Origin of the sequence: Nonomuraea sp. CA-141351, assembly GCF_050944675.1 — a bacterium.
Lineage (GTDB): Bacteria > Actinomycetota > Actinomycetes > Streptosporangiales > Streptosporangiaceae > Nonomuraea.
This window is the reverse complement of the sequence record NZ_CP191982.1, coordinates 12,346,082-12,362,972: the sequence shown is the minus strand read 5'-3', so window position 1 is coordinate 12,362,972 and position 16,891 is coordinate 12,346,082. Positions and strand designations below refer to the sequence as shown.

At 72.5% G+C, this 16,891-nt stretch carries 10 protein-coding genes; 3 read left to right on the top strand and 7 right to left on the bottom strand.

Annotated features, from left to right (window positions below):
* Positions 1 to 152: 152 nt before the first annotated feature.
* Positions 153 to 2,696, top strand: a complete 2,544-nt coding sequence (locus ACQPWU_RS58130) for a M4 family metallopeptidase (protein ID WP_433435638.1) — start codon at positions 153 to 155, stop codon at positions 2,694 to 2,696.
* Here ACQPWU_RS58130 and ACQPWU_RS58125 read toward each other — a convergent pair.
* The 4 genes from ACQPWU_RS58125 to ACQPWU_RS58110 form a co-directional block, all read right to left on the bottom strand.
* Positions 2,693 to 5,575, bottom strand: coding sequence for an ATP-binding protein (locus tag ACQPWU_RS58125; RefSeq protein ID WP_433435637.1), 2,883 nt, complete (start codon positions 5,573 to 5,575; stop codon positions 2,693 to 2,695). The two genes, ACQPWU_RS58130 and ACQPWU_RS58125, sit on opposite strands and share 4 nt — an antisense overlap.
* Before the next feature lie 216 nt (positions 5,576 to 5,791).
* Positions 5,792 to 7,354, bottom strand: coding sequence for a cellulase family glycosylhydrolase (locus ACQPWU_RS58120; protein WP_433435636.1), 1,563 nt, complete (start codon positions 7,352 to 7,354; stop codon positions 5,792 to 5,794).
* 123 nt (positions 7,355 to 7,477) lie between these two features.
* The gene (locus ACQPWU_RS58115) at positions 7,478 to 8,668 is read right to left on the bottom strand and encodes a tetratricopeptide repeat protein (protein ID WP_433435635.1); all 1,191 of its coding nucleotides are present in this window, start codon (positions 8,666 to 8,668) and stop codon (positions 7,478 to 7,480) included.
* Positions 8,662 to 10,011 carry an AAA family ATPase gene (locus ACQPWU_RS58110; protein WP_433435634.1) on the bottom strand — a complete coding sequence of 450 codons (1,350 nt, stop codon included), beginning with the start codon at positions 10,009 to 10,011 and terminating at the stop codon, positions 8,662 to 8,664. The genes ACQPWU_RS58115 and ACQPWU_RS58110 overlap by 7 nt, the downstream gene beginning before the upstream one ends.
* Positions 10,012 to 10,172: 161 nt before the next feature.
* Between ACQPWU_RS58110 and ACQPWU_RS58105 the strand changes: the two genes are divergently transcribed.
* Positions 10,173 to 10,874 carry a hypothetical protein gene (locus tag ACQPWU_RS58105; protein ID WP_433435633.1) on the top strand — a complete coding sequence of 234 codons (702 nt, stop codon included), beginning with the start codon at positions 10,173 to 10,175 and terminating at the stop codon, positions 10,872 to 10,874.
* A gap of 1 nt (position 10,875) precedes the next feature.
* Here ACQPWU_RS58105 and ACQPWU_RS58100 read toward each other — a convergent pair whose 3' ends face one another.
* Positions 10,876 to 11,625 (bottom strand): sulfite exporter TauE/SafE family protein, encoded by a 750-nt coding sequence (locus ACQPWU_RS58100; RefSeq protein ID WP_433435632.1) that lies wholly within the window; start codon positions 11,623 to 11,625, stop codon positions 10,876 to 10,878.
* Between the two features lie 140 nt (positions 11,626 to 11,765).
* On the opposite strand from ACQPWU_RS58100, the gene ACQPWU_RS58095 reads away from it, so the two are divergent.
* Positions 11,766 to 14,066 carry a M20/M25/M40 family metallo-hydrolase gene (locus ACQPWU_RS58095; RefSeq protein ID WP_433435631.1) on the top strand — a complete coding sequence of 767 codons (2,301 nt, stop codon included), beginning with the start codon at positions 11,766 to 11,768 and terminating at the stop codon, positions 14,064 to 14,066.
* Here the strand turns inward: ACQPWU_RS58095 and ACQPWU_RS58090 are convergent.
* The gene (locus ACQPWU_RS58090) at positions 14,053 to 15,522 is read right to left on the bottom strand and encodes a long-chain-fatty-acid--CoA ligase (RefSeq protein WP_433435630.1); all 1,470 of its coding nucleotides are present in this window, start codon (positions 15,520 to 15,522) and stop codon (positions 14,053 to 14,055) included. The genes ACQPWU_RS58095 and ACQPWU_RS58090 overlap by 14 nt on opposite strands.
* Positions 15,509 to 16,858 carry a PucR family transcriptional regulator gene (locus ACQPWU_RS58085; RefSeq protein WP_433435629.1) on the bottom strand — a complete coding sequence of 450 codons (1,350 nt, stop codon included), beginning with the start codon at positions 16,856 to 16,858 and terminating at the stop codon, positions 15,509 to 15,511. Before ACQPWU_RS58085 ends, ACQPWU_RS58090 begins: the two co-directional genes overlap by 14 nt.
* Between the last annotated feature and the right edge of the window lie 33 nt (positions 16,859 to 16,891).

Genomic DNA, 16,891 nt, shown 5'->3' with positions numbered 1-16,891 from the left:
CGGCATCAAGGCGCAACAGTCCTGCTAGCTTCCCACCCCCCAATCTCCCTGCGATCCCGCCGCCGAGGCGATCCCCGTGCGGCGCGCCGGGCCGTCGTGCGCTCACAAAGTGCGCCGGCCTCGAGGGAGAACGTCGAAAGGAGCAGCACAGCGTGAAACGTGAAGCCTTACTCGCTGCGGTCGTCGGCGTGGCCACGGCCACGACGCTGGCCTTACAGGCGCTGCCCGCGAACGCCGCCCCTCCGGGAGCGGCCCCACGTAAGGAGAGCGCGCTGGCGGGCGACCCCGCCTCGCTCGCCGCGCAGGTCGCGGACAAGGCCGTCTCCAGCCAGGTCGACGAACTCACCAGAGGGCCTGACGAGGCCTACAGCCGTGTGGCTGTCACCCCGGGCGCGGCCGACATGTACTACGTGTCGTACGAGCGCACGTACAAGGGCCTGCCGATGGTCGGCGGCGACGCCGTCGTGGTCACCGACGCGGCGGGGAACGTCAGGGACACGGTCGCGGCGGCGGGCCCGAGCCCGAGCGACGTGCCGACCAGCGCGACGATCAGCGCCGGGCGGGCCACGCGGGTCGCCAAGACCAGGCTCTCGCGCGTGGACGACACCGCGGCGCCCCGCCTGGTCGTGCTGGCCTGGGGCGAGAAGCCGCGGCTGACCTGGGAGGCCGTGGTCAGCGGCATCGCCGAGGGCAAGCCGAGCATCCAGCACGTGTTCGTGGACGCGCGCACCGGCGAGATCGCCGACTCGTACGACCTGGTACGCGCGGGCACCGGCAACGGCTACTACTACGGCCAGGTCACCATCCAGACGAGCGGATCCGGCAGCTCGTACTCGATGACCGACTCGACCAGGCCCGGCGTCCAGTGCGGCGGCCAGAACGGCAGCGCGTACACAGGCACGGACGACGCCTGGGGCAACGCCTCGGGCACCAACCTGGAGACCGCCTGCGTGGACGCGCTCTACGGCGTGCAGCGCGAGTGGGACATGCTGCGTGACTGGCTCGGCCGCAACGGCATCAACGGCAGCGGCCGCGGCTTCCCCGCCCGGGTCGGGCTCGCCGACGTGAACGCCTACTGGAACGGCAGCTACACCAACTTCGGCCACAACCAGGCCAACACCCGGCAGGCGACCCCCATCGACGTCGTGGCGCACGAGTTCGGGCACGCGATCTTCCAGACCACCCCGGGCGGCGCCGGATCGGGCAACGAGAACGGCGGCATCAACGAGGGCACCGGCGACATCTTCGGCGCGCTCACCGAGGCGTACGCCGCCAACCCGAACGACCCGGCCGACTACACGGTGGGCGAGGAGGTCGACCTGGTCGGCGACGGGCCGATCCGCGTCATGTACAACCCGAGCGCGGTCGGCGACCCGAACTGCTACTCCTCCTCGATCCCGAACACCGAGGTGCACGCGGCGGCGGGCCCGCTGAACCACTGGTTCTACCTGCTGGCCGAGGGCAGCAACCCCGGCGGCGGCAAGCCGTCCAGCCCGATCTGCTCCGGCGGCCCCTCGTCGGTCACCGGCGTCGGCGTCCAGAACGCCGGCAAGATCTTCATGGGTGCGCTGGCCCGCAAGACCTCGTCCTGGCGGTACACGAACGTCCGCGCCGCCTCGGTCGCGGCCGCGATCGAGCTGTTCGGGGCCAACAGCGCCCAGTGCAACACCACCAAGGCGGCGTGGAGCGCGGTGAGTGTGGCGGCGGCGTCGGGCGAGCCCGCGTGCGGCACATCGACCAGCGACTTCTCGATCTCGCTCAGCCCGACGTCCGGCAGCGCGGCGCCCGGAGGCCAGGCGACGGCCACGGTCGGCACGCAGACCACCTCCGGCAGCGCCCAGACCGTTAGCCTGAGCGCCTCGGGTCTGCCCAGCGGCACCACGGCGAGCTTCAGCCCGTCGTCGGTGACCTCGGGCAACTCCTCGACGCTGACGCTCTCGGTCGGCTCGTCGACGGCGGCGGGTACGTACAACATCACCGTCACCGGAACCGGCTCGACGACGCATACCGCGACGTACGCGCTCACCGTCAGCTCGAACCCGCCGACGCGTGACTTCTCGGTCTCGGCCGGCCCAGCGTCCGGCACCGTGCAGGCGGGCTCGGCGGCGACGACCACGATCGGCACGAGCACCACGGCGGGCACGGCGCAGACGGTGAACCTGTCGGCCAGCGGTCTGCCGACGGGCGCCACGGCCGCGTTCAACCCGGCCTCGGTGACCTCGGGCGGCTCGTCCACGCTGACGATCTCGACCGCGCCCACCACGCCGGCCGGCAGCTACAACGTCACCGTGACCGGCACGGGTGAGACGGCCACGCACACGGCGACGTACGCGCTGACCGTCCAGAGCACCTCGGGCGGCAGGACATTCACCAACGGCACCGACTACACGATCGACGACTGGAGCATCATCGACAGCTCGATCACGTCCACCGCGACGGGCACCGCGACCTCGCCGGTCAAGCTGTCCATCACGATCAGCCACACGTGCGCGGAGGACCTCGACATCTGGCTGCGCGGCCCGAACGGCACGTGGTACGCGGTCGACAGGTACGGCGGCACCACCTGCACGCAGTACGGCACCAGGACGTTCTCCGTCCCGGTGAGCCAGCAGGCGGCGGGCACCTGGATCCTCGAGATCGAGGACGTCTACCTCGGTGACACCGGCTACCTGGACACCTGGAGCATCACCGTCTAACTCTCCACGAGCCCCGGCCGGTCGTCCGGCCGGGGCTCCCGCACGTCCGCCCTCGTGCGCACGCCGAGCTTGCGCAGCACCTTGGCCACGTGCGTGTCCACCGTGCGGCGCGACAGGAACAGCACCTCGGCGATCTCCCTGTTGGTCCGCCCGAGCGCGACCAGCCTGGCCACCTCGCTCTCCCGCGGCGACAGCACCCCGCTCCCGCCGCCGCGGACCCTGCGCCGCGCGGCGGCCCTGCTCATTTCCGGGCCGATCTCGCGCAGCAGGTGGCGGCAGCGGGCCGCGTCGTGAGTGGCGCCGAGCGCCGCGTACCGCTCGCCCGCGTCGGCGACGAGGTCCGCGGCCGGCTCCCGGTCGCCGAGCGCGAGCCGCGCGCCCGCCTCGGACTCCGCCGCCCTGGCCGCGCCGTACGGCCGCGGCATCGCCTCGTAGGCGCCGCGAGCCCTGGCGTAGTAGTGGGCCGCCTCGCAGGCGTCCTGGGCCAGCGCCCCTCTGGCGGCGTCGAGTCCGGCCTCCGCGGACGGCGCGTTCCTGCCCTCGATCCCCGCGGCGAACTCGGCCACCAGGCCGGCCGCGTCGCCCCGCCTGCCTGCCCTGAGCAGCACGCCGACCGCGACAGGCACGAGCTGGTCGCCCCACACCCACACGCCTTTGCGCCGCAGCCTGCCGACCGCGAGGTCGGCCTCGCGCAGCGCGGACTCGAGCGAGTCACGGGTCAGGTGCAGCTCGACCAGCCCGCTGGAGGCCGCCGCGGCGACGGGCAGGAATCCAGAGTCCAGGTCCCGTACGCCGGCCGCCTCGAGGTGCTCGCCGGCCTCGTCCCACTCGCCCCTGGCCAGGGCCAGCATGCCGAGCGTCAGCCGGGCGTCGACCGCCAGCAGCGGCGCCTCGAAGGTCATCTCGACGGCGGCGACGGCACGCTCGCGCAGGCCCTCCCAGCGGCCGGTCAGCAGGTCGAGCCTGATCGACGACATCTCCACCAGGAACTCGGGATAGAGCGCGCCGGTCTCCTCGGCGATGCGCCGGCTCTGCTCCGCGAACCGCTCGGCCGCCGCGTAGTGCCCGAGCGCCACCGCGGCGTCGTACAGGTTGGAGTAGCCACGCGCCACCTGGCGGCGCACGGCAGTGGCGGGGGCGTCGACCGGCAGCGCGGCCACCAGCTCGAACGCCTCGGGTGCGCCGACCAGCATGGCGAGGCTGACCTTGTTGGCCAGCACGGCGGCGGTCAGCTCGGGGTCGCGGTCGTCGAGGAGCTTCTCGGCCTGGTCCATCCACTCCTGGTGCATGGAGAGCGGTTCGCCGCCCCAGGCGGGCATCGCCAGCAGGGCGAGGCCGCGGGCGGCGAGGCTCGGGCTGTCGTGCAGGTCGGGGAGCGCCGCGAGGATCTCCTGGCGTCCCGCGGCGACCGCGCCCGCCTGGTTGGACAGGAGGATGCCCAGGTTGAGCCTGGCCTGACCGCGTACCTGCGGGGACAGGAAGTCGTCCTTGAGCAGGTGGCGCAGGATGCGTACGACCCTCCGGTGGGACAGGCCGATGGCGGCGACCCTGCTGAGCCTGAGCGCCAGCGGGCCGCGGGCGTCGCGGGGGAGCTTGGGGTCGGCGAGCAGCCCTTCGAGCACCTCGACGGCGAGCGGGATGTCGCCGAGCGCGGCGGCGCGGTCGGCGGCGGCGCTGCCGTGGCGCTGCCAGGCCGCGAAGTCGCCGGCGCGGCGGGCGTGGTGGGCCAGCTGGACGAAGGGCGGCGGGTCGAGCACTGCCAGCGCGGCCATGGCCCGCTGGTGGATCAGGCGCCGCTCAGGGCCGGGGATCGTGTCGTAGACGGCCTGCTGGGCGAGGGTGTGGCGGAAGCCGTACTGGCCGTCGGGGTGCTCGAGCAGCACGCCCGCCTCCAGCGCCTGGCCCAGCCCGGTCTCGGAAGGGGCCGGGACGGAGACGGCGGTGATCAGGGGCTCGTCGGCGGGCAGTCCCAGGACGGCGGCGGCGCGTACGGTGCTCAGCGCGGCCGGCGACAGCCCGGCGAGCCGCTCGGCCATCGCCTCGCGCAGCAGCAGCGGCACGGCCATGCGATCGAGCGCCTCCGGCTCGGGTAACCGGCCCTCGTCATCGAGCAACGAGCGCACCACCTCCTCGATCACGAACGGCACCCCCGCGGTGCGTTCGTGCAGCTTGGCGGCGAACTCGGGGCTCGGCGCCGACCGGCCCAGCAGCGCGCCGGCCAGGCTGCGCACACCCTCGACGTCGAGCGGCGTCAGCGAGATCACCTCGCCGCGCACCCCGGGAGCCCGCCGGTACGCGTGCCCGAACGGCAACCCCGGCACCGGCAGCTCCTCCCTCCGGAACGTCACCACCAGCGCCAGCCTGTCCGGCGGCTGGTCGGTGAGGAAGCGCAGCAGATCACGCGTGCCGTCGTCGGCCCAGTGCAGGTCCTCGACCACCAGCACGACCGGACCCGCGTCGGCCAGCAGCGCGTGGACCGCGCGGAACAGCCGGTGCCGCTCGGCCCGCGGATCGTCGAGCGGCGGCGACGACGGGGCGCACGGGAGCCGGTCCGCCAGCTCGGGAAGGTAACCGCGCAGGACCCCGGTGAGCGGGCTGAGCCGGTCCCGGGGCGGCAGCGCCGCGGCGACGTGCCGCAGCGCGTCGAACACCGGCCCGTACGGGAGCGGCTCGCGGATCTGGTGGCAGTGGCCGAGCAGCACCGTCCGCTCGTCTTCGACTTCGTGCAGCGGATCGATGGCCGCCCTGATGAGCCTGGTCTTGCCTATGCCCGCCTCGCCCTGCACCTGGATGACGGAGGGCGGCTCGGTGATGGCGCCGTTGAGCAGCCGCAGCTGGGCGTCACGCCCGACCAGTGCGGGAGAAGCCGCGCTTGCCATCGGGGTCTCCGTAACAGTGCAGGTTTACTCCCTTTGTCGGAATTCCGTTATCCACTACGTGCGAGCCCGGGTCAAGCCTCCGCCCTGAGGGCCGGCGCGCTTCCTGTGGGGAAAGGCGAGCGCCCGCCCCGCGGTGCTCGGTCGGGAAGCGCGGGGCGGGCGCTCGTTCGGAGGGCCGCGGGCGGGAGCGCGTCCGCCCGCGACGGTGGTACAGGGTCAGGAGCAGGTGGCGCTGCCGGGCTGGCTCGCGGGGCCGTTGGCGGTGAAGCCGATCGCCACGGAGGCGCCCGGCGCGAGGCTCTTCGCGTAGTCGGGGCCCTTGGCGGTCCACGTCGTGCCCGACTGGGTCACGACCGCGTTCCAGGCGTTGACCAGCGTCACTCCCGACGGGAACGTCCACGTGGCGTTCCAGTTGCTGATCGTGCCGGTCCCGGTGTTCTTCACCGTCAGCTCGCCCTGGAAACCGCCCTGCCAGGCGTTGGTCTCCTTGTACGTCACCGCGCACTGCCCCGGCGGATTGGCCGTGGGCGTCTCGGAGGGCTGCCCGGTGCCGCCGGACGGCGGGATCAGGTAGGGCTGCAGGATGTCCTGCTTGGCCTGGTTGACCGTGGTCCAGTCGTCGTTGAGTATGCCGCCGGTGTCACCGGAGTTCGGGTTCCACGACCAGTACGTGAACGACATCCCGTTCACCCCGGTCCCCGTGTACTTCAGGAGCTCCTGCAGCCAGATCTTGTCCACGTTCGAGGCCAGCGTGGTGCCGAACTCGCCGATCATGATCGGTGCGATGTTCTGCTTGTACAGGTATCCCCAGTACTTGTCCCAGATCCCCGGCAGGTTGGCGGGGTAGTCGGGGGCGTCGAACCAGGTCTGGTGGTAGACCGAGGTCGCGTAGTCGTGGGGCGAGTAGACAAGGCGGTTGGCCACGTTGAGCCGTACCGGATACTGTCCCGCCTTCGACAGGTTGCCGCCCCACCAGCCGCAGTCCTCGTCGTTACTGGGATCGCCGTCCCAGACGTTGGACAGGCCGCCGCTCGGGCAGCTGACGCCCTCCACGAAGATCAGCCAGTTGGGGTTGACAGACAGGACCGCGTTGCCGGCCCGCTCGGCGGCCAGCCGCCAGTCGCGCGCCTGGTCGCCGCAGCCCCAGCACGCGCCGGTCGCGTTGGGGTTGGTGCCCTCGGCGTGCGGCTCGTTGTGCAGGTCGGCGCCGATGACGGTGGGGTTGTTCGCGTAGTGCTGGGCCAGCGTCTTCCAGTCGTTGATCCAGGTGCTCTCCGGCGTGGCGGAGACGTACCAGAGCGGGGACTGGCCCGCGGCGGTCGGGCGGTGGCGGTCGAGGATGATCCGCATGCCCTTGGTGCCCGCGTACGCGATGATCTTGTCCAGGATCTGCATCGGCGACAGGCCGATCAGGTCGGGGTTGACGTAGTCGTTGATGCCGGTGGCGGTGGCGCCGGACTTGAGCGCGTCGTTGGAGTACGGCACCCGGATCGTGTTGTAGCCCAGCGAGGCCATCTTGTCGATGTGGCCCTTCCAGGGGGTGCTCGACCACAGGCCGTGGAAGGTCCTGTTGTCGGTCTCCATGCCGAACCAGTTGATGCCGGTCAGGCGCACGGTCGCGCCCGTGCTGTCGACGATCTTGTTCCCGTTGGTGTGCAGGTAACCGGTGCCCGTGCCGGCGAGGGCCCCTGCCGGGGCGGCGGTGGTCACGGCGATCGCGACCGATGCCGCTGCCACCAGCGTGGCGAGGGCGGCCGTCATCGCCTTGGACAAGTGCATGAGGGTGCCCTTTCGGAGAGGGAGGACGCGGCGTCATGCTCGCCAGCCCGCTTCGGACGCGTCAACGCGTCGCCCGCTAATCGGCTCTGACCTGCGCGAACGCGTGAAAGTTTCACGAGGCGCCTAACTCTCGGAGACGGGGGACAACCGTCGTACGCCTGCGGCCACCCAGATCGTGCCAAGCCCGGCGTACACGGACAGCAGCGCGATGGTCGGCGAGCCGATGGTCGCGGACGCGACGATCGCGATCCCCAGCAGGCCCGCCCAGCCGTACAGGATCCCGCGGCCGCGGGCCGAGCCCGTGTGCGTGGCCTCCTGCACCGGGGTGACCAGCGCCATGACCGCCGCACCCGCCATGCCGAGCGCCTCCTGGCCGAGCGCGACGCCCGCCGCGAGCACCGCCGCCCCGGCGACGAGGAGGGCGCAGCCCGCCAAGGCCGCGCGGGCCTCGACGCCCTCGAAGAGCAGGCGGGTCGCCCTGGCGCGGGCCAGCCGCAGCACGGTCACCGCCTCGGCCACCCACGCCGCCCAGTGCAGCACGGCGATGAGGACGAACACGATGATGAGCGGCGGGATCACGGGCAGCAGGAACACCATCTGCCAGCCGCCCCTGAACCTGCGCAGGTGGGTCAGGATCCGGTAGAGCGGGTTGCGGTGCTTCAGCGCCGTCACCAGCAGTTCCCTGGCCGGGTCGAAGCCGGGGTCGAGCCGGAGCACCTCGCGGAAGGCCTCGGCGGCCGTCCTGGGGTCGCCGGCGATCAGCGCCGCCCGGCCGTACGCCAGGTGCGCGGTGGCGCTCTCCGGATCCAGCTGTACGGCGTTCGCGGCGGCGGCCCTGGCCTCCTCCGCCTCCCCGAGCTTCTCGTGGGCCACCGCCAGCAGGCTCACCAGATCCGAGACCTGCGGATCGATGGCCAGCCCGCGGCGGGCCGCATCGACCACCTCGCGGTACTGGCCCATCATCAGGTGCGCGCGGGCCAGCAGCTCCCAGGCCGACGCCTGCTCGGGGTTGTGCGCCAGCGACGCCCGCACGGAGGTGATGGCCAGGTCCGGCCGTCGAATGCGGAGGTAGACCTGCCCGGCCATGTAGTGCGGGTACGACTGGTCGGGCGCCAGCCGTACCGCCTCCTGGGCGGAGGAGACCGCCTCCGCGGCCTTGCCCTGCTGGACCAGCGCCAGGCCGAGCAGCGAGTGCGCGGTGAAGTGGTCGGGCCGTACGGCGAGCACGCCGCGCAGCTCCCGCTCCGCATCGGCCGGGCGGCGCATCTCCAGCAGCGTGCCGGCCCGCTGAATCGACTCGCGCGGGTTCACCACTTGCGCTTGATCCAGGGCATCAGCTCGTCCCACGCGCCGGACTCGTTGGCGTGCAGCACGTAGTTGCGCGCGGTGGCCAGCCACTCGCGTACCGCCGTGGGCCTGGTGCCCTGGGCGGCGGCCAGCAGATCATTGGTGGTCATCGGGATGGGGCGCCCCGCGCTGATCGACTGCTGCAGCTTGACCTCCACCGCGCGGTCCACCAGGCCCTTCAGGTCCGCGCCGACGAAAAAGTCGGTGACCCGCGCCACCGCGTCGAAGTCCATCTCGGCCAGCGGTTTGTCGCGGCAGAGGATGCGCAGGATGGCGGCGCGCGCCGCGGCGTCCGGCGGCGGCACGAACACGAGCTGGTCGAATCTCCCCGGGCGGCGGAACGCCACGTCGATGTACCAGGGCGCGTTCGTGGCGGCCAGCACCAGCACGCCCTCGTTGGCGTTCGGGTCCACGCCGTCGAGCTCGGCCAGGAACTGGTTGACCAGCTGCCGGGTGTGCGCCTGGCGCATGTCGGAGCGGCGCGCGGCCAGCGCGTCCACCTCGTCGAAGAACAGCACGCACGGGCGGTTGCGGCGGGCCAGGTCGAAGGTCGCGCGCAGGTTGCGCTCGCTCGAGCCGACGTACATGTCGAGGATGTCGGCCAGGCCGACGTTGACGAACGCCGCACCGAGCTCGCCGGCCGCGGCCCTGGCCAGGTGGGTCTTGCCCGCTCCCGGAGGGCCGTACATCAGGACGCCGCCGCCGGCGCGCTTGCCGTACGCGGCGAACAGGTCGGGCTGCTGGATCGGCAGCAGCAGTTTCACCCGCAGCGACTCCTTGACCGCCTCCATCCCGGCGACGTCGGCGAAGTTCATCTTCGACTTCTCGACCTCGGCCCCCGAGGGCGCGTCGGCCGGCGTCGCGTACGCGGGACCAGGTGGGGGCGCGTAGGCAGGGGTGGATGGGGCCGGGATGGTCAGGCGGGCGGCCAGCTCCGGATCGGCGACGGACGGGTCCCGGGAGACCGCCTCGTGGTAGCGCTGGGCCGCCCTGCCGGTCTCGCCCTCGCCGAGCAGCGCCCTGGCGGCGAGTACGCCCATGCGCGGCGGGTAGCCGGGGGCGGCCAGGAACGGCTCCAGCGCCGACAGCGCGGCGCCATGGGCGCTCTGCCGTACGAACGCCTCGGCCAGCCCCGCCGTGATGTCCGCGTCCTTGGGCGCGAGCATGAGAGCGGCGCGGAACTCGGTCTCCGCGTCGGCCAGATAACCCTTGGCCAGGAGCTGCTCGGCGAGATGCCGCCGGAGAGGGAGATTGTCCGGAGACAGGCGCGCCGCCTCGCGGAGTGCCTGGAGGCCGGCATCGTCGAGCACGTGCCTGGTCCCTTCTGTCGCAGGATTCGGTCGTCCCTAAAACTACGCAGGTTATCGAAATCCAGTGCATAGCGGCGTGGGGGAGGGTAGCGCTGGCTCTACCCCCGGCTCTCGCGGTAGCGCCCGTGTGCGCCCGCGCTCCCGGCGCTTGGATCAATGGCATGACGATCACGCACACGCTTCCCGGGCGCTGGGTCGAGGGCGCCGGTCTGGTGCTCGGCCCGGCGCTGCTCATCGCCGGGGTGCTCATCCGGGCGGGCGAGGGCGACTTCTTCCCCGACCAGCTCGCCGCCTACGCCGCCCGGCCGGACGAGATGGTCCTGTCCTACAGCCTGTTCTCGGCCGGGGTCGTGCTGCTGTGGCCCGCGGTGACCGCGCTCGCCCGCCGGATCGGCGCCGAGCAGCCGGGCTGGGCGCGATGGGGCGCCACGCTGGTGATCCTCGGCCTGTTTGGTCGGGTCTTCCACGCCGGGGTGAGCCACCTGGCCTTCCACCTGGTGGACACCCTCGGCCTGGCGGCGGCGCAGCGGGCGGTCGAGGCCACCTACGGCGCGTTCCACGTGTTCAAGGCGGTCAACATCTGCATCATGGGCGGCTGGATCGTGCTCGCCATCGGCGCCTACCGCGCGAGGGCGCTGGGCGTGATCAGGTGCGTCTGCCTGGCCCTGGCGGCCGGGCTGCCGCTTGGCGTGCTCAAGGGCAGCAGCGACCCGGTCGCGCTGGCCGCCCTGGCGGGGCTGGCGGTCGCGCTCGTGCCCCTCGGCGTCGCCGTGCTGCGCGACGGCCCGGCTCCCCGCTGGTGGGCCGTCGCCCTCACCCTCGGCCTGATCCCCGCCGCGTTCTTCTTCGGCCTGTCCGGTTGAGCTAGCTCGCCAGGAGCTTGACGATCGCCACGACGCCGATGCAGACGATCACGCCACGCAGGATCGGGGCGGGCAGCCTGCGGCCCACGCGGGCGCCGAGGAAGCCGCCGATCATCGAGCCCAGCGCCACCAGCAGCACGGCGAGCCAGTCCACGTCGGCGACCAGCGCGTACAGGATGGCGGCGGTGAAGTTCACCAGCAGGGCGAGCACGTTCTTGGCCGCGTTGATCCGCTGCAGCTCCTCGTCCAGGAGGATGCCCATCAGGCCGATGAGCAGGATGCCCTGACCGGCGCCGAAGTAGCCGCCGTAGGCGCCCGCCGCCAGCGCGCCCAGCCACAGCCACGGGCCGCCGTGCGCGTGCCCCGGGCGGGCGGCCAGCATGCGGCTGAGCCTGGGCTGGATCACGACCAGCACGCAGGACAGCGCGATCAGCACGCTCACGATCACGTTGAAGCTGCTCTCGGGCAGGTTGAGCAGCAGCAGGCCGCCGGCCAGCGAGCCGATGACCGAGGCGGGGGCCAGCCTGAGCAGCCGCTCGCGCTGGCCCTTCAGCTCGGGCCGGTAGCCCATGACACCGGTGAGGCCGCCCGGGACCAGGCCGATGTTGTTGGAGACGTTCGCCGTGATCGGCGGCAGACCGACGGCCAGCAGCGTGGGGAACGTGATCAGCGATCCGGATCCGACCACGGTGTTGATGCCTCCGCCCGCGACGCCGGCCACCAGAACCGCGACCATCTCCAAAGGTGTCATGCCTGGAGACTCTAGGGCATGTCTTATTCCCTAAGACGAATCGTACCGACATGTGAGACCTGGGGTGTGGAAAACCGCAGGTCGGTCCGGGCACATGCATCATTCCGCCGCCCAGGTCAGCGTACCTAGCGTTCCAGGTCATGATGGGAAAGTTGTTCGACGTCCCCCGCCGGGCGCCGGCCGGGGTGTGCGCTCTGCTCGCGCTGGCGGGAGTGATCATGCTGATCGCCATGACGAACAGCACGATGCAGCCGCTGCCCGCCTCCGCGCCGGCCGGGCAGTTCAGCGCCGAGCGGGCCGTGCGCCACCTCGAGAGGTTCGCCACCGAGCGGCGTCCGATCGGCAGCCAGGCCGGTGACCGGGCCAGGGACTACCTCGCCGGGCAGCTCCGCGCGGCGGGGCTCGACGTGCGGGTCCAGCGGGCGATCGGCGCGGACTCGTCGGCGGGGCTGGCGTCGTTCGGTCAGGTGGACAACATCGTGGCCACGGCGAAGGGCGCCGACCCGACCGGGACGCTGGTGATCGCCGCGCACTACGACTCCGCGGCGATGGGGCCGGGCGCCTCCGACGACGCCGCCGCGGTGGCGGCGATGCTGGAGACGGTACGGGCGCTCAAGGGCACCGCGCTCCGCAACGACCTGGTGCTGCTGATGACGGACGGCGAAGAGGACGGAACGCTGGGCGCCCAGGCTTTCATCAGGGAGCACCCGCTGGGCCGCGAGGGCGGGGTCCTGCTCAACTGGGAGGCCCGGGGCGTGAGCGGCCCGTCGCTGATGTTCGAGACGTCCAAGAACAACGCCGGGCTGGTCGAGACGTTCGCGAGCGCCGTGCCGCACCCGCGCGGTGACTCCACGATGGTGGAGATATACCGGCTGCTCCCCAACAACACGGACTTCACCCCGATGTCCGAAAGCGGCTTCACGGGAATGAACTTCGCCTACATCGAGGGCTCGTCGCGCTATCACACCGCCGACGACTCGCTCGCCCACCTCGACCGGGGCAGCCTGCAGCATCACGGCTCGAACATGCTGGCGCTGGCCCGCGCCCTCGGGAACGCCGACCTTCAGGCGCTGGCCTCCGACCACGACGTCACCTATTTCCGCGTCTTCGGGACCATGGTCACGTACTCGAACGCGCTCGTCCTGCCGCTGGCCGGGCTCGCGGTGGCAGCGCTGGCCGCGCTGGCGCTGGTCGCGCGCCAGCGGCGGCTGATCAGCCTGCCGCGGCTCGCCGTCGGCGCGGTGTCCGCCCTCGTGCCGCTGGTGCTCGCGGCGGCCCTGGCGCAGGGGTTGTGGGAGGTGCTGGTCGCCGCGCGGCCCGTGTACGACGGGATGGGCGGGCTGCTGCACCATCCGCAGGTGTTCCAGGCGGCCGTCGCGGCTCTGTCAGGGCTGGCGCTGCTCTGCTGGTACCTGCCGCTGCGCCGCCGCCTCGGGCCCGCGGCGCTCGCCATCGGGGCGCTGGCCTGGCCGGCCGGGCTCGGCCTGCTGTGTGCCCAGTTCGCGCCGGGCGCGTCGTTCGTCTTCACGCTGCCCGCGCTGCTCTGCGCTCTTGGCGGTATGGCCGCGGTCCTGCTGCGCGGCGCGGCCTGGCGGGTGGCGGCCGTGACGCTGGGCGCGGTCATGGCGGCGATGCTGCTGCCCGCCCTGGCCGGGAACGCGTTCGACGGGATGGGCCTCGCGCTCGGCGGCGTGCCCGCGCTGGTGCTGGCGCTGTTCGGGCTGACGGTGCTGCCGATCGCGGAGCTGTGCCTGCCCGAGCGAGTGCCGAGCCTGGTCCCTGTCGCCGCCGCCGGGCTCGCCGTGGCGCTGGTCGGCGGCGGTCTGGCCACGGACGGCTTCGATGCGGACGATCCGCTGCGCACGCACCTCGCGTACGTGATGGACGCCGACAGCGAGACCGCGAACTGGGTCAGCGCCGACCCGGAACCGCCGGCCTGGACCAGGAAGTACGTGTCGGGCCATGACACCACGAAGCTGCCTCCCGGCTACACCCGCGGCACCTCACTCTGGACGGGACCAGCGCCGGCGATCAGGGCGGCCGAGCCCCGGGTCACCGTGCTCTCGCGCGACGGCGACACGGTCAAGCTCCGCGTGAGCGCCGGCCGGGCCGCCCGCTCGGTCACGCTGAGAGTCGAGCGGCCCATCACGGGGGCGACCGCCGCCGCCGCGGGCATGACCCCCGTGAGCGTCGACGTCACCGGCACGCGGGCCAACACCTGGCCAGGCGAGGTCCGCTTCCGCGGTCTGCCCGGCACCGGCGCGGAGATCACCCTGCGGGTTCCGCGGGCGGACCGGTTCAGGGTGACCGCCATCGCCGAGACCGACGGTTTCCAGCAGGTGCCCGGCTTCGTCCCGAGGCCGGCGGGTGTGGTGGCGGCGACCCGCGAGGACGGCGATCTCGTGGCGGTCACGCGTACGTACACGATCAGCGCGAGATGAGAGCCCGCTTGAGGATCTTGCCCGTGGGGCTCATCGGGAGCTCGTCCACGAACGAGATGCGCCGCGGGTACTTGTAGGCCGCCACCCGCTCCCTCACGAAATCGCGCAGGTCCTCGCAGGTCACCGAGGCGCGTACCGCCACCACGGCCTCGATCTCCTCGCCGAGCCCCGGGTGCGGCACGCCGAAGACGGCCGCCTGCCGCACCGCCGGGTGCTCGTACAGGACCTCCTCGACCTCGCGCGGATAGACGGTGTAGCCGCCGCGGATGATCACGTCGCGGCGGCGGTCGACCAGGTAGAAGTAGCCGTCCTCGTCCACCCTGCCGAGGTCGCCGGTGTGGAACCAGCCGTCGCGGAGGGCCTCCGCCGTGGCGGCGGGGTTGTTCCAGTAGCCCTTCATCACGTTGGGGCCGCGCACGACGATCTCCCCGATCTGGCCGCGCGGCGCCTCGTGGCCGTCCTCGTCGACGATCCTCATCTCGACGTCCCTGATCGGCCAGCCGATGGAGCCGGGCCTGCGGTGGTGGCCGCCCCGGTTCGTGGCGGCCACGGGGGACGTCTCGCTGAGCCCGTACCCCTCGATGATCTCGCAGCCGAACCGGGTCTCGTACGCGCGCAGCACGTCCAGCGGCAGCGCCGCCCCGCCGGACGCGCAGACGCGCAGCATCGACAGGTCCGAGGCGCCGGGATGGTCGAGCAGCGAGATGTACATGGCGGGCACGCCCTGGAAGACCGTCACCCCGTCGCGCCTGATCACCTCCAGCGCCCGCCCCGCCTCGAACCGCCGCAGCAGCGTCAGCCGGGCCCCCGCGTGCACGGTCGCGTTGAGCGAGCACGTCTGCCCGAACGTGTGGTACAGCGGCAGCGCCCCCAGCACCACGTCGTCCACGCCGAGCGCGTGCATGCGGGCCACCGTGGCGGCGTTGCCGCCTAGGTTCGCGTGGGTCAGTTCGATGCCTTTCGGACGGCCCGTCGTCCCGGACGTGTAGTGGATGACGGCCGTGTCGCCGTCTCCCGTGGAGGCGATCTCGCGCTCGGCCGCCACGCCCCGCAGCAGCCTGCGAAACTCCTCGGGCACCACGAAGAAGCAGTCCGTCTTCGTGCCCGCCGAGCCCGCCTCGGCGGTCTCCGCGAACGCGTGCCAGGCGATCAGCAGCCGCGCCCCGCAGTCACCCAGGTAAGCGGCGATCTCCCGCCGCTTCAGCAGCGGGTCCAGGGGCACCACGATCGCGCCGATCCGCAGCACCCCGTAATAGACGACGCCGAACTCCGGCACGTTCGGCAGCATGATCGCGACCCGGTCGCCGACGCCGATCCCGCGGCACCGCAGCAGCCCCGCGAGCCGGGCGCTCAGCTCGTCGAGCCCGCCGTAGGTGAGCTCCGCCTCGTCCAGCGTGAGAACCGCTCTGCCGCCGAGACGCCCGGCGGCGAGGTGGAGCCGGTCAGCGAGGTTCATGGCAAGACCGTACGTCCGCTCTCCCACGCCCCTCATTGGTCGCGGTGCCCAGTCTTTCGCGTCCGGCATTGGTGGGGAGCGAGTCCTGCAGCGCGATCGCCACGAGCAGTTCGACGAGATCGCTGATCGAGCGCAGGCTGCGCCCCGTGCGCTCCTGGATCCTGCGCAACCGGTATTGAGCGGTGTTCGGATGGATCTGCAGCCGCTCGGCCGCGGCCCGCAGGTTCAGGTCGGCGGCGGCGAAGGCCCTGATCGTGGCCGTCAGTACGCCGCCCCGCGCCCGGTCCTCGGCCAGCAGCGATGTGATGCGCGGGTCCACCAGGTGGCGGGCGGTGTCGTCGGCCTTCAGCGCCAGGTACTGGAACGGCGTGATCCGCGGCAGCGCCGCCACCCCGCCCTCCTCGGGCACGAAGTCCAGCACGGCCCTGGCCTCCTGGTAGGCGTGCGGGATCTGCGCGGTCCCCGCCGACACCGTGCTGATGCCCATGGCCAGCCTGATCCCCTCACCGGCCAGGCCCTCCAGCACCGCCTGCAGCCGGTCGCACAGCTCCTCGGGGCCCGCGCCGGGGCCGAGCACGGGGATCGCCACGATCTCCGACTGGCGCACGACCGACAGCGTACGGGTGCCGTTCCCGCCGGTCCTGGCGATGGCCGCGCAGGCCGCGTGCCGGGCGTCGGCGCCCCCGTCGAAGGCCGCGGGCGGCCCGGCGAGCACGGCGATCACCACGAGCAGCGGCGTGCGCGCGTCCGGGCCGAGACCGTGCGCCTGCGCCGCCGCCAGCTCCCTGCCCCGCGTCGGCACGCAGCCCGCCAGCAGTGTCTCCAGCAGGTCACGGCTCTCACGCACCGCCTCCGCGGCCGCGTACTGCCGGAACTCCATGTACGCGTTCGCCGTGTGCGTGCCGGCGAAGTCGGCGTACCGCATCAGCGGCGCCACCAGCGACAGGGCCGCCTCACGACCGGCGTACGTGTGCCCGGCCCGCTCGACCACGGCCTCCCAGAAGACCCGCTGCCCGACCCTGAACGCGTTGATGTAGTCGGCCAGGGGCACCCCCGCACTGGCCCGGCGCATGGCCGCCCGGCGGGTGAACGAGATGTCCGCGTGCGTGACCGTGCGCTCCTCCAGCAGCACGGCCAGCTTGGCGCGGTAGTGCCTGACCACGTGCTCCCGCACGTCGGCGTGGAAGTCAGGCCCCTGCGCCGCGTAGACCGGGATCTCCCTCAGTATCGCGGCGAGCGCGGCATCGGCCAGTGCGCCGACGTCGGTGAGCAGCTCGGAGAGGATCCGCGTGCGCTCCACGCGGACGGCTTCCACGGTGTACGAACCGGTGGACATGCCCGGGATGATCCATGGCCGTCGCCGGGAGGT

Bases quoted from the DNA above. Each gene is read 5' to 3' on its own strand.
- ACQPWU_RS58125 (WP_433435637.1), bottom strand. From the start codon at position 5,575: ATGGCAAGCGCGGCTTCTCCCGCACTGGTCGGGCGTGACGCCCAGCTG.
- ACQPWU_RS58120 (WP_433435636.1), bottom strand. From the start codon at position 7,354: ATGCACTTGTCCAAGGCGATGACGGCCGCCCTCGCCACGCTGGTGGCA.
- ACQPWU_RS58105 (WP_433435633.1), top strand. From the start codon at position 10,173: ATGACGATCACGCACACGCTTCCCGGGCGCTGGGTCGAGGGCGCCGGT.
- ACQPWU_RS58100 (WP_433435632.1), bottom strand. From the start codon at position 11,625: ATGACACCTTTGGAGATGGTCGCGGTTCTGGTGGCCGGCGTCGCGGGC.
- ACQPWU_RS58095 (WP_433435631.1), top strand. From the start codon at position 11,766: ATGATGGGAAAGTTGTTCGACGTCCCCCGCCGGGCGCCGGCCGGGGTG.
- ACQPWU_RS58090 (WP_433435630.1), bottom strand. From the start codon at position 15,522: ATGAACCTCGCTGACCGGCTCCACCTCGCCGCCGGGCGTCTCGGCGGC.
- ACQPWU_RS58085 (WP_433435629.1), bottom strand. From the start codon at position 16,858: ATGTCCACCGGTTCGTACACCGTGGAAGCCGTCCGCGTGGAGCGCACG.